Raw genomic sequence first — 17,057 nt, 5'->3', positions numbered from 1 at the left:
TTGATCGCGCCGATCGCCATGGAAGAGGGTCTGCGTTTCGCCATTCGTGAGGGTGGTCGTACCGTGGGCGCCGGCCGCGTCACCAAGATCATCAAGTAAGACGTCGGCGGGGCCACCCGCCCCGCTACGTAGGAGCCACCGATGGCCAGGAACGAAAAGCGCGTGCAGGTCACCCTGGAGTGCCAGGTCTGCAAGCGCCGCAACTACATCACGACCAAGAACAAGGTCAACGACCGCGAGCGCATCGAGCTCAAGAAGTTCTGCAAGTGGGATCGGGCGCACACCGCCCACAAAGAGACCCGCTGAGCGACGTGCCGCACGGTCCCGAGGGTCCCGTGCCGGTCGAGGATCGAGCTGCTTCGGCGTCTGCCCCGGCGGACGCCGAAGCGTCGCGCCCGGGTGCGGGTAACCCGCAGCGGCCTCAGCGGGTCCGACCCACGATGCCCACCGACACCGCTGCGCTGGTCGACGCCGCCCGCCGAGGGGATCGCCAGGCCTTCGATGCCCTGGTGCGGGCCACCTACGTCGACACCTACACACTCGCCCACCGCCTCACGGGTGACGACGACGATGCCTGCGACGTGGTGCAGGAGACGTACCTGCGGGCCTACCGGGGCCTCGACCGCTTCCGGGGTGATGCCCAGTTCACCACCTGGCTCTATCGCATCACGGCCAACTGCGCCTCCACCCACCTCGGGCGGCGCCGGCGCCATCGCCACGACGAGCTCGACGACGACCATCCCGTCGGCGATCTGCGCCTGGCCCACGACCCCGAGGGTCGGGCCGAGCACGGCCTGCTGCGCGAGCGCCTCCAGCGGGCGTTGCGCCGCCTTCCCCCTCGGCTGCGGGCGGTGGTCGTGCTGCGCGACGTCTACGACCTGCCCCACGAGGCGATCGCGGCCGAGCTGGGGATCTCGGAGTCGGCCGCCAAGGTCCGCCTTCACCGGGCCCGCCGCAAGCTCCGCGACGACGTCTTCCTGCGTCAGCTGGGTCCGGACGACACCGAAGGTGATGCCCGTGCGATGTGAGCGGATCAGCGACGACCTCCCGGGCCTGGTCGACGGCGCCGCGCTCCCCGAGCCGGCCCTCCGACACGTCCGGCACTGCCTGCGCTGCCAGGCGGCATCGAGTCGCGACCGGCGCGTGCACCGGGCGCTCGGTGAGCTCGCCACCCAGGCCCACCCGCCGCCGACGACGCTCTACGCCGACATCGTCGGCGCTCTCGACGCGGCCTCGTCCGCCGTGCCGCCCGAGGCCCACCACCGTCGGCGGGTGGCCTACGTCGGCACCCTCGCCGCCGCTACCGCGGCGGGCGTGGGCGGTGCCTTGGTGCTGGCCGCCCGCGGTCGCCGGCTGGCCGGCTGAGCGGGGGTCCGACCCTGGTTCGGGGAGGCGCCGGCCACCCGTTTCGCCGAGAGCGCAGCGCGACGCCTAGGCTCGTTCGGTCCGGGCCCCGGGGTCGGTCGCCGAGAGGTGGCTGCTATCCTGGCCCGTCCGGGCAGGTCGTCTCCTCACAACCGAGGGCAGTAGCTCAACTGGTAGAGCAACGGTCTCCAAAACCGTAGGTTGGGGGTTCGAGTCCCTCCTGCCCTGCTCCGAACATCTCGAACCGCTCGGGCGGTGGGAAGTGTCGCCATGGCGTTGAACCGTGAACAGAAGCGCATGCTGCAACGCCAGGGCGAGCTCGGCCCCGACGGCGAACCGCTGCGCACCAAGCGTGGTCCCCAGAACCAGCGGCCCAAGGAGCAGCGCACCAGCCCCCGCCAGTTCGTCAAGGAAGTCCGCGGCGAGCTGCGCAAGGTGGCCTGGCCCACCCGCTCCGAGACCATCAACTACTCCATCATCACGCTCATCACGCTCGTCATCGCCACGCTGCTGATCTTCGGCATCGACTGGGTCTTCTCCGAGCTCGTCCTCAGATTGTTCAACGCCAAATGACCTCTTTCACCGACGACACCCCCACCCCCTCCGACGAGGTGGCCACGGACGACCCGGCGCCCGAGACGGCCGACGCCCAGGTCCCCGACGGCGAGGACGCCACGGCCGACCAAGCCGCGACCGGGGAGGACACCGCCGACGAGGTCGAGGTCGTCGACCCCGATGGGCTGCTCGAAGAAGAGCGCCCGGCTCCCCAGAGCGCCTACGACCGCCCCGGGCAGTGGTTCGTGGTCCACACCCAGTCGGGCTACGAGAAGAAGGTCAAGCAGAACCTCGAAGCCCGCATCTCCTCGATGAACATGGAGGAGCGCATCCACGAGGTCGTCATCCCCATGGAAGACGTCGTCGAGTTCAAGAACGGCAAGAAGCAGGTCGTCCAGAAGAAGGTCTTCCCCGGCTACCTGCTGGTGCGTTGCGAGCTCGAGGACGACTCCTGGTACGTCGTGCGCAACACCCCCGGGGTCACCGGGTTCGTGGGGCAGGGTCCCAAGCCGTCGCCGCTCAAGCGTCGCGACGTCGAGACCTTCCTGCCCGTGAAGGTCGAGGGCGAAGAAGCAGCTCCGGCGCGCAGCAAGCCCCGCCTCGAGTACGAGATGGGCGAGACGGTGCGGGTCAAGGAAGGGCCCTTCGCCGACTTCAGCGGCGAGATCGTCGAGATCAACGAGGACCAGCTCAAGGTCAAGGTGCTCGTCAACATCTTCGGGCGCGAGACGCCCGTGGAGCTCGAGTTCTCCCAGGTCGCCAAGCTCTGACCCACTGCTCCGCCCGGGTGGCGGAGTTGTCATCGGCGGTACGAACCGCCACGATGGTAGATCGCGCCTGGCGGCATCCCGCCGGGCGCCCACGAACGACGAGGCAAGGACATCATGGCCAAGAAGAAGGTTGCGGCCGTCGTGAAGATCCAGATCCCCGCAGGCGGCGCCAACCCGGCGCCCCCGGTGGGTACCGCTCTGGGTCCGCACGGTGTGGCGATCATGGACTTCTGCAAGGAGTACAACGCCAAGACCGAGGCGCAGAAGGGCACCATCGTGCCGGTCGAGATCACCGTGTACGAGGACCGCTCGTTCACGTTCGTGCTGAAGACCCCGCCGACGTCGGTGCTCATCAAGCAGGCTGCCGGCCTCGACAAGGGTTCCCAGACCCCGTCCAAGGCCACCGCCGGGTCGATCACCGATGCCCAGGTCGCCGAGATCGCGCAGATCAAGATGCCCGACCTCAACGCCAACGACCTCGACGCCGCCAAGCTCCAGGTCGCCGGCACCGCCCGGTCGATGGGCATCGACATCGCCTGACCCGGGTGGCGGCTCCGTGCCGCCGACCCGTTTCCACCACCGCACCGGGACCACCTCGCCCGGGCGGCCGACGCCCACCTTCGGTGGGCCCTACCCCGAGGGAGCCGACATGGCGAAGCATGGCAAGAAGTACTCCGACGCGGCCCGCCGCTACGACCACGACCACCTGCACTCCGGTGCTGAGGCCGTCGACCTGGTGAAGAGCCTGGCCTCGGCCTCCTTCGACGAGACCGTCGAGTTGGCCGCCCGCCTGGGCGTCGACCCCCGCAAGGCCGACCAGATGTTGCGCGGCACCGTCGCGTTGCCGTCGGGCACCGGCACCGACGTCCGCATCGCCGTCTTCGCCACCGGCGATGCCGCGGCCGAAGCCCGCGAGGCGGGCGCGGAGTTCGTGGGCGCCGACGACCTCGTCGCCCAGGTGGAGGGCGGCATGCTCGACTTCGACGTCGCCATCTCCACCCCCGACCTCATGCCCCAGGTCGGCAAGCTCGGCCGGGTGCTCGGCCCGCGTGGCCTGATGCCGAACCCCAAGACCGGCACCGTCACCCCCGAGGTGGGCAAGGCCGTCGCCGACTTCAAGGGCGGCAAGGTCGAGTACCGCACCGACCGCAACGGCAACGTGCACGTGCCCATCGGCAAGGTCAGCTTCGAGGCCTCCGCTCTCACCGCCAACCTCTCGGCCGTGCTCGAGGAGCTCGAGAAGGTCAAGCCGGCGTCGGCCAAGGGCCGCTACTTCAAGAAGATCACGCTGGCGTCGACCATGGGCCCGGGCGTCAAGGTCGACCCGCTGCGCATGCACCCGACGCCCGACGCCGCCGTCTCGGCCTGACCTGTCGCCGGAGCCGGGTTGGTCGTCGCCCGACCGCCCGGCTAGCCTCGGCGCCTCGTGCCCGGTTGCTCCGGGCCACAACTGATCCTGCTCGCCGCAGACATCCGGTCGCCCCTCGGGGCGCCAAGGGGCCCCGGCCCACCTGACGAGGCGAACTCCTCTCGGTCTCTTTCGGGGTGTTCGCTCATGGGCGAGCACCCCGTCGTCGTTCTGGCGGCGGGAGCGGCACCTCGGTGCCGACCCGCACGTGGCGATCCCGCTGCGGCAACCGAACGGGCCCTCGGGCCCACGACGACACGAAAGGAGGTGCGATGGAGAACCCCAGACCGGAAAAGGTCGCCGTGGTCGACGACGTGAAGGCCCAGATCCAAGGGGCCGACGCCGCGCTGCTCACCGAGTACCGCGGCATCAACGTCGGTGACCTGGCCACCCTGCGTCGCGCACTGCGCGAAGCCGGCGGCGAGTACCGGGTCTACAAGAACACCCTCGTGCGCATCGCCACCCGGGAGTTGGGCCTCGAGGTCGACGACCTGCTCACCGGACCGACCGCCATCGCCTTCGTTCCCACCGGGGGTGGGGGCGACCCCGTCGCCGTGGCCAAGGCCCTGCGCGAGTTCGCCAAGGGCAACCCTGCCCTGGTGGTCAAGGGCGGTCTCCTCGGCGAGAAGCTGCTGAGCGCCGACGAGGTGAAGGCGCTGGCCGAGGTGGCTCCCCGTGAGGAGCTGCTGGCCACCCTCGCGGGTCTCATGGCTGCGCCCATGCAGAGCTTCGCCGGGTTGCTCCAGGCCGTTCCGCGGAACTTCGCCTATGGCCTGGCCGCCCTCATCGAACAGGGTGGCGCCCCCGGTGCTCCGGCACCGGCCCCCGCCGATGACGCCCCCGCCGACGAGGCCCCTGCCTCCGACGCCGCCCCCGAGACCCCTGCCGAGGCACCTGCCGAGGCCGAGACCGAGGCCGACGCCCCTGCGGCGGCTTCCGACGACACCGCCGAGGCGACCGCCGCGGCCGACACCCCCGAACCGGCCGACGCCGGCGACGACCCCCAGGAGAGCTGACACATGGCCACCAAGGAAGAGATCCTCGACGCCATCGCCAACATGACCGTCCTCGAGCTGAGCGAGCTGCTCAGCGAGTTCGAGGAGAAGTTCGGTGTGACCGCCGCGGCCCCCGTGGCTGCTGCCGCGGCCGCCCCCGCCGGCGGTGCCGGTGGTGGCGAGGCCGCCGCCGAGCAGGACGAGTTCGACGTCGTCCTCACCGCGGCCGGCGACAAGAAGATCCAGGTCATCAAGGAGGTGCGCTCCCTCACCAACCTCGGTCTCAAGGAGGCCAAGGACCTGGTGGACGGCGCCCCCAAGCCCGTGCTCGAGAAGGTCTCCAAGGAAGAGGCCGCCAAGGCCAAGGAGGCCCTCGAGGGCGCCGGCGGTTCCGTCGAGTTGAAGTAGGGACGTGTTCATGGAGCCGCGGAGCGGCTCTGTGTGAGACGGTCGCTGGCGCGACCCCGTCCCACCTGACGTCAGTCCGGTGGGGGAGAGGCCAGCGATCTCGATCAGAACGAAGGGCCCGGCCTCCCAGCCGGGCCCTTCCGCGTTCGGGCGGGGCCGTGGTCTCCGAGGGGTGGTGCCCGGCGGCGAGGGCAAGCGCGGCGACCGAGCCGCACCGCGGCGCTCCGCGTCGCCATGGACTCGGCGCTCCGCGATCCTTGACCGGTTCGGGCTCGGGGGCTTATGGTGCGGGCCAACTTGACCGGGGTAGAAGTGGATGATCCCCCGAGTGAGCGCCCGAACTCGTTCGCACGAGATTCCAGGGTTGCTCTTCCACGCGCTCCTGTCCTAGGCTGACGCGTTGCCGTGCTCGCCCGCCGCGCTGTTCGTGTCGACCCTTCGGTCCCCACGTCCCGTCGCGCCCGGCTCGCCGTCGCTTCCCTCCGCCTACCGAGGAGCCGTCCTTGCCTGCTCGCCCGACCGTCCGGGAACGGTACTCGTTCGCCAACCTCGACGACCCGCTCGAACTGCCAGACCTGATCGCCATCCAGCGGGAATCCTTCGAGTGGTTCCTGCACCAGGGCCTGGCGGAGACCTTCCGCGACATCAGCCCGATCAAGGACTTCACCGAGACCCTGCAGCTCGAGCTGGAGTTCGATCCCGAGGACGAGGACCTGCGTCCGCCGCCGAAGTTCTCGGTGGAGGAGTGCAAGGAGAAGGACATGACCTTCTCCGCCCCGATCTTCGTGCGGGCCCGCTTCATGAACGCCACCACCGGCGAGATCAAGGAGCAGACCGTCTTCATGGGGGACTTCCCCATGATGACCGACAAGGGCACGTTCGTCGTCAACGGCACCGAGCGGGTCGTGGTGTCCCAGCTGGTCCGCTCGCCGGGTGTCATCTTCCAGCCGGGTGAGCGCTACCGCCTGCGCAACCTGAGCAAGCACCAGCTCGTCACCGGCACCATCCACCCCTACCGCGGCGAGTGGATCGAGTTCGACGTCGAGCAGAAGCCGGGCAAGGACGTCACCGCCGGTGCCCGCGTGGCCCGCAAGCGTCGCCTCAGCCTCTTCGTGCTGCTGCGGGCGCTGGGCTACGACGAGGAGAACTACCCGGGCTTCCTCGATCGCTTCGTGCGCCACTTCGACTTCCTCGAGGGGCAGTGGGAGAAGGACCGCGAGCTGGCGCCCACCCAGGAAGAGGCGCTGGTCGAGATCTACAAGCGGGCCCGTCCGGGTGAGCCGCCGTCGGTCGAGTCCGCCCGTGCCTACTTCCGCAACGCGTTCTTCGAGAACCGTCGCTACGACCTGTCGCGGGTGGGGCGCTACAAGCTCAACCGCAAGCTGGGCCCCGAGCTCGACCGCCTCGAGGAGCTGTTCGGCATCGAGCTCGAGAAGCCCGAGGACGACCAGCCCGTGCTCACCCCGTCCGAGGTGCTGGCGGCCACCACCTACCTGTTGAACCTGGTCAACGCCGAGCCGGGCTACCGCCTCGACGACCAGGACCACTTCGCCAACCGGCGCATCCGCTCGGTGGGCGAGCTCATCCAGAACCAGGTCCGCATCGGCCTGTCGCGCATGGAGCGGGTCGTCCGCGAGCGCATGACCACCCAGGACGTCGAGGCCATCACGCCCCAGACGCTCATCAACATCCGGCCGGTGGTCGCCGCCATCAAGGAGTTCTTCGGGACCTCCCAGCTGTCGCAGTTCATGGACCAGGTCAACCCCCTGTCGGGTCTGACCCACCGCCGGCGCCTCTCCGCGCTCGGCCCGGGTGGTCTGTCCCGCGAGCGGGCGGGCTTCGAGGTCCGCGACGTGCACTTCAGCCACTACGGGCGCATGTGCCCCATCGAGACTCCGGAGGGGCCGAACATCGGCCTCATCGGTGGCCTGGCCACCTTCGCCCGGGTCAACGAGTTCGGCTTCATCGAGTCCCCGTACCGCAGGGTCATCGACGGCCGGGTCACCGACGACATCCTGTACCTGGCGGCCGACGAGGAGGAGGAGTACGTCGTCGCCCAGGCGAACGCTCCGCTGAACCCCGACGGCACGTTCAAGGCCGATCGCGTCCTGGTGCGTCGTTCGCCCCAGGCCGCCACGCTGGGCGACCTCAAGCTCCAGCTCGAGCGCGACGTCTTCTTCGGCGCCACCACCGAGATCTCCTCGGTGCCGCCCGCCGAGGTCCAGCTCATGGACGTCTCGCCCAAGCAGATCGTCTCGGTCGCCACCGCGCTCATCCCGTTCCTCGAGCACGACGACGCCAACCGGGCCCTCATGGGCGCCAACATGCAGCGCCAGGCCGTGCCGTTGCTGCGGGCCGAGGCCCCCTACATCGGCACCGGCATCGAGTCACGGGCCGCTCGCGACGCCGCCGACATGATCCTCGCCGAGGACGACGGCGTGGTCGGCGAGGTCGACGGCAACCTCATCGAGGTGGAGTACAAGGCGAAGGGCCGCAAGGTCTACCGGCTGCTCAAGTTCGAGCGCTCCAACCAGGACACCTGCATCAACCAGAAGCCCATCGTGCGCGAGGGCCAGAAGGTCACCAAGGGCGACGTGCTCGCCCACGGCCCCTCCACCGACAACGGCGAGCTGGCCCTCGGCAAGAACCTCGTCGTGGCCTTCATGCCGTGGGAGGGCTACAACTTCGAGGACGCCATCATCCTCTCGGAGCGTCTCGTGAAGGACGACGTCATGACGTCGATCCACATCCACGAGCACGAGATCGATGCCCGCGACACCAAGCTGGGCCCCGAGGAGATCACCCGGGACATCCCGAACCTCTCCGAGGAGATCCTCGCCGACCTCGACGAGCGCGGCATCATCCGCGTGGGGGCCGAGGTCGGTCCCGGCGACGTGCTGGTGGGCAAGGTCACCCCCAAGGGCGAGACCGAGCTCACCCCCGAGGAGCGCCTCCTGCGGGCCATCTTCGGCGAGAAGGCCCGCGAGGTGCGCGACACCTCGCTCAAGGTGCCCCACGGCGAGACCGGCAAGGTCATCGACGTCAAGGTGTTCAGCCGCGACGAGAGCCACGAGCTGCCCCCCGGCGTCAACCAGCTGGTGCGGGTCTACGTCGGCCAGAAGCGCAAGATCAGCGTGGGCGACAAGCTCGCCGGCCGCCACGGCAACAAGGGCGTCATCTCCAAGATCCTCCCGATCGAGGACATGCCCTTCATGGCCGACGGCACCCCCGTCGACATCATCCTCAACCCCCTCGGTGTGCCGTCCCGCATGAACGTGGGCCAGGTCCTCGAGGCCCACCTCGGCTACGCCGCCCGCTACGGCTGGGCCATCGGGGGCGAGACCACCGGGATCGACCCCACCCGGGGCACCGAGACCAAGACCCGGCCCACCACCCCGCCGTCCACGCTGGTGGCCACGCCCGTCTTCGACGGCGCCCACTGGGACGAAGAGGCCCAGGCCGGCAAGCACCCGACCATCCAGAAGATCTTCCAGAACCTGCAGCCCGAGGCCACCGACGTCCGCTACGGCGACAACGGCCGGCTGATGCAGGACGACGGCAAGACCACCCTGTACAACGGTCGCACCGGCGAGCCCTACGACAACCCGGTCACCGTGGGCGTCGTCTACATCTTGAAGCTGGCCCACCTCGTGGACGACAAGATCCACGCCCGCTCCACCGGGCCGTACTCCATGATCACCCAGCAGCCCCTGGGCGGTAAGGCCCAGTTCGGTGGCCAGCGCTTCGGCGAGATGGAGGTGTGGGCCCTCGAGGCCTACGGCGCCGCCTACTGCCTGCAGGAGCTGCTCACCATCAAGTCCGACGACGTCCTCGGCCGCGTGAAGGTCTACGAGGCCATCGTCAAGGGCGAGAACATCCCCGAGCCCGGCATCCCCGAGTCCTTCAAGGTGCTCATCAAGGAGATGCAGGCCCTGTGCCTCAACGTCGAGGTCCTCTCCACCACCGGTGAGGAGATCGAGATGCGTGAGCTCGACGAAGACATCTTCCGCACCGCCGAGGAGCTCGGCATCGACATCTCGCGCCCCGAACGTGGCAGCGACGAAGAAGATGCCCGCCGCCAGGCCGAGAGGAGCTAGAGGGAATGCCCATGCTCGACGTCAACAACTTCGATCAGCTGCGCATCGGCCTGGCCACCGCCGATTCGATCCGTACGTGGTCCAACGGCGAGGTCAAGAAGCCCGAGACCATCAACTACCGCACCCTCAAGCCGGAGAAGGACGGGCTCTTCTGCGAGAAGATCTTCGGTCCGACCAAGGACTGGGAGTGCTACTGCGGCAAGTACAAGCGGGTGCGCTTCAAGGGCATCATCTGCGAGCGCTGCGGCGTGGAGGTCACCCGCTCCAAGGTCCGGCGCGAGCGCATGGGCCACATCGAGCTGGCCGCGCCCGTGGTGCACATCTGGTACCTGCGCGGCACCCGTTCGTGGCTGGCCTACCTGCTCATGGGCACCGAGGCCCGTGAGGAGCTCAAGGCCAAGCAGCTCGAGAAGGTCATCTACTTCGCGGCCAACCTGGTCACCTGGGTCGACGACGAGCGTCGCACCGAGGAGCTGCCCAACCTCGAAGCCGAGATGCTCGCCGAGCGCGACGTCATCGAAAAGGAGCGCGAGGTCGAGCTGGCCAAGCGCTTCGAGGCCCTCGAGACCGAGCTGGCCACCATGGAGGCCGAAGGCGCCAAGGACTCCGACATCAAGGCCCGCCAGCGCGCCGCCGAGAAGGACCTGCAGTCCATCCGCGAGCGCTACGAGGTCGAGCTCGACCTCGTGACCCGGGCCTTCGAAGAGTTCAAGGACATCTTCGCCCGCAAGATCATCGAGGACGAGATGCTGTGGCGCGAGCTGCAGGATCGCTACGGCGAGTACTTCGAGGGTGGGATGGGCGCCGATGCCATCGCCCGCCTCGTCGACCGCATCGACCTCGAGTCCGACGAGCAGATCCTGCGCACGCAGATCGATCCGCCCGAGGGCCAGAAGCCGCTGTCGGCCCAGCGCAAGCAGAAGGCCATCAAGCGCCTCAAGATCGTCTCGGCCTTCAACCGCCGTGACGATCACGGCCGGCGCGTCAACGACCCCCGGGCCATGATCCTCGACGTCGTCCCGGTGATCCCGCCGGAGCTGCGTCCGATGGTGCAGCTCGACGGCGGCCGGTTCGCCACCTCGGACCTCAACGACCTGTACCGCCGGGTCATCAACCGCAACAACCGCCTCAAGCGCCTCCTCGACCTCGGTGCCCCCGAGATCATCGTGAACAACGAAAAGCGCATGCTCCAGGAGGCTGTCGACGCGCTGTTCGACAACGGTCGTCGTGGTCGCCCGGTCACGGGCCCCGGCAACCGGCCGCTCAAGTCGCTGTCCGACATGCTCAAGGGCAAGCAGGGACGGTTCCGCCAGAACCTGCTCGGCAAGCGCGTCGACTACTCCGGGCGCTCGGTCATCGTCGCCGGCCCCACGCTCAAGTTGCACCAGTGCGGCCTGCCCAAGCTGATGGCCCTCGAGCTGTTCAAGCCCTTCGTCATGAAGAAGCTCGTCGACGAAGAGCTGGCCCAGAACATCAAGTCGGCCAAGCGCATGGTCGAGCGCCGTCGCCCGCAGGTGTGGGACGTGCTCGAGGAGGTCATCAAGGAGCACCCGGTGATGCTGAACCGGGCCCCCACCTTGCACCGCCTCGGCATCCAGGCCTTCGAGCCGGTCCTCGTCGAGGGCAAGGCCATCCAGATCCACCCGCTGGTGTGCCACGCCTTCAACGCCGACTTCGACGGCGACCAGATGGCCGTGCACCTCCCGCTGTCGGCCGAGGCCCAGGCCGAGGCCCGGGTGCTCATGCTGAGCGCCAACAACATCTTGTCGCCGGCCGACGGCCGCTCGTTGGTCACACCCACCCAGGACATGATCATCGGGGCCTACTACCTCACCGAGCAGGTCGAGGGGGCCGCCGGCGAGGGCCGGGTCTTCCGCCGCCTCGAGGAGATCGAGCGGGCCTACGAGGCCGGCGACCTCGCCCTGCACGCCCTCATCGAACTGCGCTCCCCCGAGCACGTCGAGGGCACCGACGACGACGGCCGCCCGCAGTACGTGCGCACCACCGCCGGCCGGGTGTTCTTCGACACCGTGCTGCCGGAGGGGTTCCCCTTCCAGAACCGGCGCATCGACAAGAAGGCCATGGGGGCCATCGTCGACGAGTTGGCGCACAACTACGCCAAGGCCGAGGTCGCCATCGCCCTCGACCGCATGAAGGACCTCTGCTACCGCTACGCCACCAAGTCCGGCCTCACCATCTCCATCGACGACGTCAAGACGCCGACGAACAAGCAGGACATCCTCGACCTGCACGAGAAGGAAGCCGACAAGGTCGAGACCCAGTTCCGACGGGGCATCATCACCGATGGTGAGCGTCGTCAGAAGGAGGTCGAGATCTGGACCACCGCCACCGACGAGGTGAAGGTGGCCATGGAGACGGTGCTCAAGGAAGCCAAGTTCAACCCCATCGAGATGATGGTGGGCTCCGGCGCACGCGGGAACATGATGCAGGTCCGCCAGATCGCCGGCATGCGCGGGTTGGTGGCCAACCCTCGTGGTGACATGATCCCGCGGCCCATCAAGGCGAACTTCCGTGAAGGCCTCTCCATGCTGGAGTACTTCATCGCCACGCCCGGCGCCCGCAAGGGCCTGGTCGACACCGCCCTGCGTACCGCCGACTCGGGCTACCTCACCCGGCGTCTGGTCGACGTGGCCCAGGAGCTCATCATCAACGACGAGGATCCCTTCGCCTCCGGGGCGGCCGTCCGTGGCCTCTGGATCGAGGACGTGGTCCCCGATCGTCCGGGCAAGCGCTCGTGGCTCGAGACCCGTCTGTTCAGCCGCACCCTCGCCGACGACGTCGAGCTCGCCGACGGCACCACGCTGCATCGGGGCACCGTCGTGGCCGACGAGGAGCTCGTCATGCTCCGCGACGACCCTCAGGTGAACCGGGTGCGGGTGCTCTCGCCGCTGACCGACGACTCCGAGCTGGGCATCTCGGCCGCTTCCTACGGCCTGTCGCTGGCCAGCGGCAAGCTCATCGAGCTGGGTGAGGCGGTCGGCGTGATCGCCGCCCAGTCCATCGGCGAGCCCGGCACGCAGCTCACCATGCGGACCTTCCACACCGGCGGCATCGCCTCCGCCGGCGGCGACATCGCCGGTGGTCTGCCCCGTGTCGTCGAGCTCTTCGAAGCTCGTACGCCCAAGGGCAAGGCCACCCTGGCCCGCTCGTCGGGCGTGGTGCGCATCGCCGACGACGAGGGCAAGGGACGGGTCATCACCATCGTCGCCGACGACGGCACCGAGGACACCTACACCGTGCCCGGGCTGTCCCGACTCGAGATCACCGACGGCCAGGAGATCCGGGCCGGCGATGCCATCATCGAAGGCCCCCGCGATCCCAAGGAGCTCATCGAGATCAAGGGCGTCCAGGAGACCCAGCAGTACCTCGTCCGCGAGGTGCAGAAGGTGTACCAGGACCAGGGCGTGCCCATCCACGACAAGCACGTGGAGCTCATCGTGCGCCAGATGACCCGCAAGATCGCCGTGCAGGAACCGGGCGACTCCGAGTTCCTCCCGGGCGAGCGGGTCGACCAGAAGGTGTACCGCGACGTCAACCGGGCGCTCGTGCTCGAGGGCAAGACCCCTGCCGAGGGTCGTCCCGAGATCATGGGCATCACCAAGGCGTCGCTGTCCACCGACTCCTGGCTCTCGGCCGCCTCCTTCCAGGAGACCACCCGGGTGCTCACCGAAGCCGCCATCGAGTCGCGCAGCGATTCCCTCGTCGGCCTCAAGGAGAACATCATCATCGGCAAGCTCATCCCCGCCGGCACGGGGATGCCCGCCTACCGCAACATCGAGGCCTCGGCGCCGGACTACGAACCGATGGAGTTCTACTCGTCGGCTCCCGACGACGAGGGCGACATCGCCGAGTGGCTGGCCAACCGCAGCGGCGTCGAGAACGCCGACATGGTGGCCGGGCAGGGCGACATGGCCGCCGTCGGCGACGACGTCCCCGACGCCAAGGTCATCGAGCTGCCCCGCAACGAAGAATCGGCCGGTTGAACCGGTGCGGGTGAGGGCCCTCGTGGGCCTTCACCCGCCCGGGACCGGCCGCGTCTTGCCGATCTCGTCGACATCCCCCTAGCATTGCCCCTCGGCTCTGTCGCGGATACCGCGGCCGCCGATCTCCGATCTCTCCCCACCTCGACGCTGCGTCGTCGCCGTCGAGGCCCCCGAAGCTGACGTTGCGAACGTAAGAAAGGTCCGTCGTGCCCACCATCCAACAGCTGGTCCGCAAGGGTCGCCAGTCGAAGCCCGCCAAGGGCAAGACCCCGGCGCTGAAGGGTGCCCCCCAGCGGCGCGGCGTGTGCACGCGCGTCTACACCACCACTCCCAAGAAGCCGAACTCGGCGCTGCGCAAGGTGGCCCGTGTGCGCCTCAGCAGCGGCATGGAGGTCACGGCCTACATCCCCGGTGAGGGCCACAACCTCCAGGAGCACTCCATCGTGCTCGTGCGTGGCGGTCGTGTGAAGGACCTCCCCGGCGTTCGCTACAAGATCATCCGCGGCACCCTCGACACCTCCGGTGTGCGGGACCGCAAGCAGGCCCGTAGTCGCTACGGCGCCAAGAAGGAGAGCTGACGTGCCTCGCAAGGGTCCTGCCCCCCGCCGCGAACTCATGCCCGACCCGATCTACCGGTCGGTCGTCGTCACCCAGCTGGTGAACAAGGTCCTCCAGCGGGGCAAGCGCTCCACGGCCGAGAAGATCGTCTACGAGGCCCTCGAGATCATCGAGACCAAGACCGGCGCCGAGCCCATCGCCACGCTCAAGCGGGCGGTCGACGGCGTGAAGCCGCAGCTCGAGGTGCGCAGCCGCCGTGTCGGTGGCGCCACCTACCAGGTCCCCGTCGAGGTCCGTCCCCGTCGCTCGAACACCCTGGCCATCCGCTGGATCGTGGGCTACGCCCGCCAGCGTCGTGAGCACACCATGGCCGAACGCCTCGCCAACGAGCTGCTCGATGCCAGCAACGGTGTCGGCGCGTCGGTGAAGCGACGCGACGACCTGCTCAAGATGGCCGAGTCCAACAAGGCCTTCGCCCACTACCGCTGGTAGGCACCGGCTCCTCGCTGGTGCCTCTCCCATCCGTCGCCCCGCCCCCGGCGGGGTGACGGCGCGGAGGCACCGCCACTCCACTCCCGCTCATCCGCCTCTCTGCCGCCCGCCACACCAACGACACAGGAACGAACACGACGATGGCCGCCCGCCCGCACTCACTCGAGCGAACCCGCAACATCGGCATCATGGCCCACATCGATGCCGGCAAGACCACCACGACCGAGCGGATCCTGTACTACACCGGCAAGAACTACAAGATCGGTGAGGTCCACGACGGTGGCGCCACCATGGACTGGATGGTCCAGGAGCAAGAGCGCGGCATCACCATCACCTCCGCGGCCACGACCTGCTTCTGGGACGACCACCGCATCAACATCATCGACACCCCTGGTCACGTCGACTTCACCGTCGAGGTGGAGCGCTCGCTGCGCGTGCTCGACGGTGCCGTGGCCGTCTTCGACGGGGTGGCCGGCGTGGAGCCCCAGACCGAAACGGTGTGGCGCCAGGCCAACAAGTACAACGTCCCCCGCCTGTGCTTCGTCAACAAGATGGACCGGCTGGGCGCCGACTTCTTCCACGTCCTCGACACCATCAAGGACCGCCTCGACTGCAACACCGCCGTGCTGCAGCTCCCCATCGGGGCCGAGGGGCACTACAAGGGCGTCATCGACCTGGTCACCATGGACGCCATCGTGTGGCTCGACGAGGAGCTCGGGGCCAAGTGGGAGGTCCAGGAGATCCCTTCCGACCTGAAGGACCAGGCCGAGCAGTACCGGGCCGAGCTGCTCGAGACCGTCGCCACGGTCGACGAGGGCCTCATGGAGAAGTTCCTCGGCGACGAGGAGATCGGTCTCGACGAGCTGCGCGCCGCCATCCGCAAGGCCACGCTCGCCGGCGAGATCGTGCCCATCCTCAACGGCACCGCCTTCAAGAACAAGGGCGTGCAGCCGCTCCTCGACGCCATCGTCGCCTACCTGCCCTCGCCGCTCGACCTGCCCCCGGTGTTCGGCACCAACCTCAAGGGCGACACCGACATGGAGCGCCCCTGCAGCGACGATGCACCGTTCTCCGCGCTGGCGTTCAAGATCATGACCGACCCCCACGTCGGCCGCCTCACCTACTTCCGGGTCTACAGCGGGAACCTCGACAAGGGCGGCCAGGTCCTCAACGCCCGCACCCAGAACAAGGAGCGCATCGGTCGTCTCCTCGAGATGCACGCCAACGACCGCCAGGACCTCGATCAGGTCTTCGCCGGCGACATCGTGGCGGGCATCGGCTTCAAGAACACCCGCACCGGTGACACGCTGTGCGACCCGGCCAACCCGATCGTGCTCGAGGCGCTCGAGTTCCCCGAGCCCGTCATCCACGTGGCCGTCGAGCCCACCACCAAGGCCGACCAGGACAAGATGTCCAAGGCCCTCTACGCCCTCTCCGAAGAGGACCCCACCTTCCAGGTGCGCACCGACGACGAGACGGGCCAGACGGTCATCTCCGGCATGGGCGAGCTGCACCTCGAGGTCCTCGTCGACCGCATGCTGCGTGAGTTCAAGGTCGATGCCACCGTCGGCAAGCCCCAGGTGGCCTACCGCGAGACCATCGGCAAGACCATCGAGAACGAGACCTACACCCACAAGAAGCAGACGGGTGGTTCCGGTCAGTACGCCGAGGTCACGATCACGCTCGAGAACACCGGCCCGGGTGGCGGGTACGAGTTCGTCGACAAGATCAGCGGCGGGCGCATCCCCCGTGAGTACATCCCCTCGGTCGACGCCGGCATCCAGCAGGCCATGACCTCCGGTGTGCTCGCCGGCTACCCGACCGTCGACGTGCGGGCGATCCTCACCGACGGCAAGTACCACGACGTCGACTCCTCGGAGATGGCGTTCAAGATCGCCGGGACCATGGCCTTCAAGGAGGCCGCCCGTCGGGCCAAGCCCATCCTGCTCGAGCCCATCATGAACGTCGAGGTCTCCACCCCGGAGGACTACATGGGCGACGTCATGGGCGACCTGTCCTCCCGCCGAGGCAAGCTCGGCGGCATGGAGCAGCGCGGGAACAGCCAGATCATCCGGGCCCAGGTGCCGTTGTCGGAGATGTTCGGTTACGCTACCGACCTCCGTTCGCGCACCCAGGGTCGGGCCACCTACACCATGCAGTTCGACTCCTACCAGCAGATGCCGTCGAACGTGCAGGAAGAGATCGTCACCCGCGTCCGCGGCCAGTGACAGCAAGGCCTGCTCGCAGGCCTCACCCCCTACCAGACCAAGTCGCTCAGGCACGGACAACAAACAGGAGAAACCGCGATGGCGCGTGAGAAGTTCGAGCGGACCAAGCCCCATGCGAATGTGGGCACGATGGGTCACATCGATCATGGGAAGACGACGCTGACGGCGGCGATCTCG

The 17,057-nt window shown here is 68.4% G+C and carries 16 protein-coding genes and 1 tRNA gene; all 17 read left to right on the top strand.

The features are described 5' to 3' along the window. Positions 1-99: EF-Tu C-terminal domain-related protein (locus LUW87_RS18120; RefSeq protein WP_232672557.1), on the top strand; the 99-nt coding region annotated here is incomplete at its 5' end. A 42-nt stretch (positions 100-141) separates the two neighbouring features. Further along, positions 142-306: a 50S ribosomal protein L33 gene (rpmG, locus tag LUW87_RS18115; protein WP_232672615.1), complete on the top strand. Its 165-nt coding sequence runs from the start codon at positions 142-144 to the stop codon at positions 304-306. A gap of 134 nt (positions 307-440) precedes the next feature. Then, on the top strand, positions 441-1,028 hold the full coding sequence (locus LUW87_RS18110) for an RNA polymerase sigma factor (protein ID WP_232672614.1): 588 nt from the start codon (positions 441-443) through the stop codon (positions 1,026-1,028). Then, the gene (locus LUW87_RS18105; RefSeq protein WP_232672613.1) at positions 1,012-1,365 is read left to right on the top strand and encodes a hypothetical protein; all 354 of its coding nucleotides are present in this window, start codon (positions 1,012-1,014) and stop codon (positions 1,363-1,365) included. The genes LUW87_RS18110 and LUW87_RS18105 overlap by 17 nt, the downstream gene beginning before the upstream one ends. 155 nt (positions 1,366-1,520) lie before the next feature. After that, positions 1,521-1,593, top strand: a tRNA-Trp gene (locus LUW87_RS18100). A gap of 42 nt (positions 1,594-1,635) precedes the next feature. Further along, positions 1,636-1,938 (top strand): preprotein translocase subunit SecE, encoded by a 303-nt coding sequence (gene secE / locus LUW87_RS18095; RefSeq protein WP_232672612.1) that lies wholly within the window; start codon positions 1,636-1,638, stop codon positions 1,936-1,938. Next, positions 1,935-2,690, top strand: a complete 756-nt coding sequence (nusG, locus tag LUW87_RS18090) for a transcription termination/antitermination protein NusG (protein WP_232672611.1) — start codon at positions 1,935-1,937, stop codon at positions 2,688-2,690. Before secE ends, nusG begins: the two co-directional genes overlap by 4 nt. A 111-nt stretch (positions 2,691-2,801) precedes the next feature. After that, positions 2,802-3,230 carry a 50S ribosomal protein L11 gene (gene rplK / locus LUW87_RS18085; RefSeq protein WP_346742600.1) on the top strand — a complete coding sequence of 143 codons (429 nt, stop codon included), beginning with the start codon at positions 2,802-2,804 and terminating at the stop codon, positions 3,228-3,230. A 109-nt stretch (positions 3,231-3,339) separates the two neighbouring features. Continuing rightward, complete coding sequence (gene rplA / locus LUW87_RS18080; RefSeq protein WP_232672609.1) at positions 3,340-4,059, top strand: 50S ribosomal protein L1; 720 nt, start codon at positions 3,340-3,342, stop codon at positions 4,057-4,059. A 311-nt stretch (positions 4,060-4,370) separates the two neighbouring features. Next, positions 4,371-5,114: a 50S ribosomal protein L10 gene (rplJ, locus tag LUW87_RS18075; protein WP_232672608.1), complete on the top strand. Its 744-nt coding sequence runs from the start codon at positions 4,371-4,373 to the stop codon at positions 5,112-5,114. Positions 5,115-5,117: 3 nt separating this feature from the next. Beyond that, positions 5,118-5,501, top strand: a complete 384-nt coding sequence (gene rplL, locus LUW87_RS18070) for a 50S ribosomal protein L7/L12 (RefSeq protein ID WP_232672607.1) — start codon at positions 5,118-5,120, stop codon at positions 5,499-5,501. Positions 5,502-6,004: 503 nt separating this feature from the next. Further along, positions 6,005-9,598, top strand: coding sequence for a DNA-directed RNA polymerase subunit beta (gene rpoB, locus LUW87_RS18065; RefSeq protein WP_232672606.1), 3,594 nt, complete (start codon positions 6,005-6,007; stop codon positions 9,596-9,598). 11 nt (positions 9,599-9,609) lie between these two features. Continuing rightward, the gene (locus tag LUW87_RS18060) at positions 9,610-13,602 is read left to right on the top strand and encodes a DNA-directed RNA polymerase subunit beta' (protein WP_232672616.1); all 3,993 of its coding nucleotides are present in this window, start codon (positions 9,610-9,612) and stop codon (positions 13,600-13,602) included. A 206-nt stretch (positions 13,603-13,808) separates the two neighbouring features. Continuing rightward, positions 13,809-14,180, top strand: coding sequence for a 30S ribosomal protein S12 (rpsL, locus tag LUW87_RS18055; RefSeq protein ID WP_232672605.1), 372 nt, complete (start codon positions 13,809-13,811; stop codon positions 14,178-14,180). A gap of 1 nt (position 14,181) precedes the next feature. After that, on the top strand, positions 14,182-14,652 hold the full coding sequence (gene rpsG, locus LUW87_RS18050) for a 30S ribosomal protein S7 (RefSeq protein ID WP_232672604.1): 471 nt from the start codon (positions 14,182-14,184) through the stop codon (positions 14,650-14,652). Between the two features lie 140 nt (positions 14,653-14,792). Next, positions 14,793-16,880 (top strand): elongation factor G, encoded by a 2,088-nt coding sequence (gene fusA / locus LUW87_RS18045; protein WP_232672603.1) that lies wholly within the window; start codon positions 14,793-14,795, stop codon positions 16,878-16,880. Between the two features lie 78 nt (positions 16,881-16,958). Then, positions 16,959-17,057, top strand: a 99-nt coding sequence (locus tag LUW87_RS18040) for a GTP-binding protein (protein WP_232672602.1), incomplete at its 3' end; no start/stop codon positions are given.

This window comes from Rhabdothermincola salaria, from assembly GCF_021246445.1.
GTDB lineage: Bacteria > Actinomycetota > Acidimicrobiia > Acidimicrobiales > Acidimicrobilacustridaceae > Rhabdothermincola_A > Rhabdothermincola_A salaria.
This window is presented reverse-complemented; position numbering and strand designations above follow the sequence as displayed.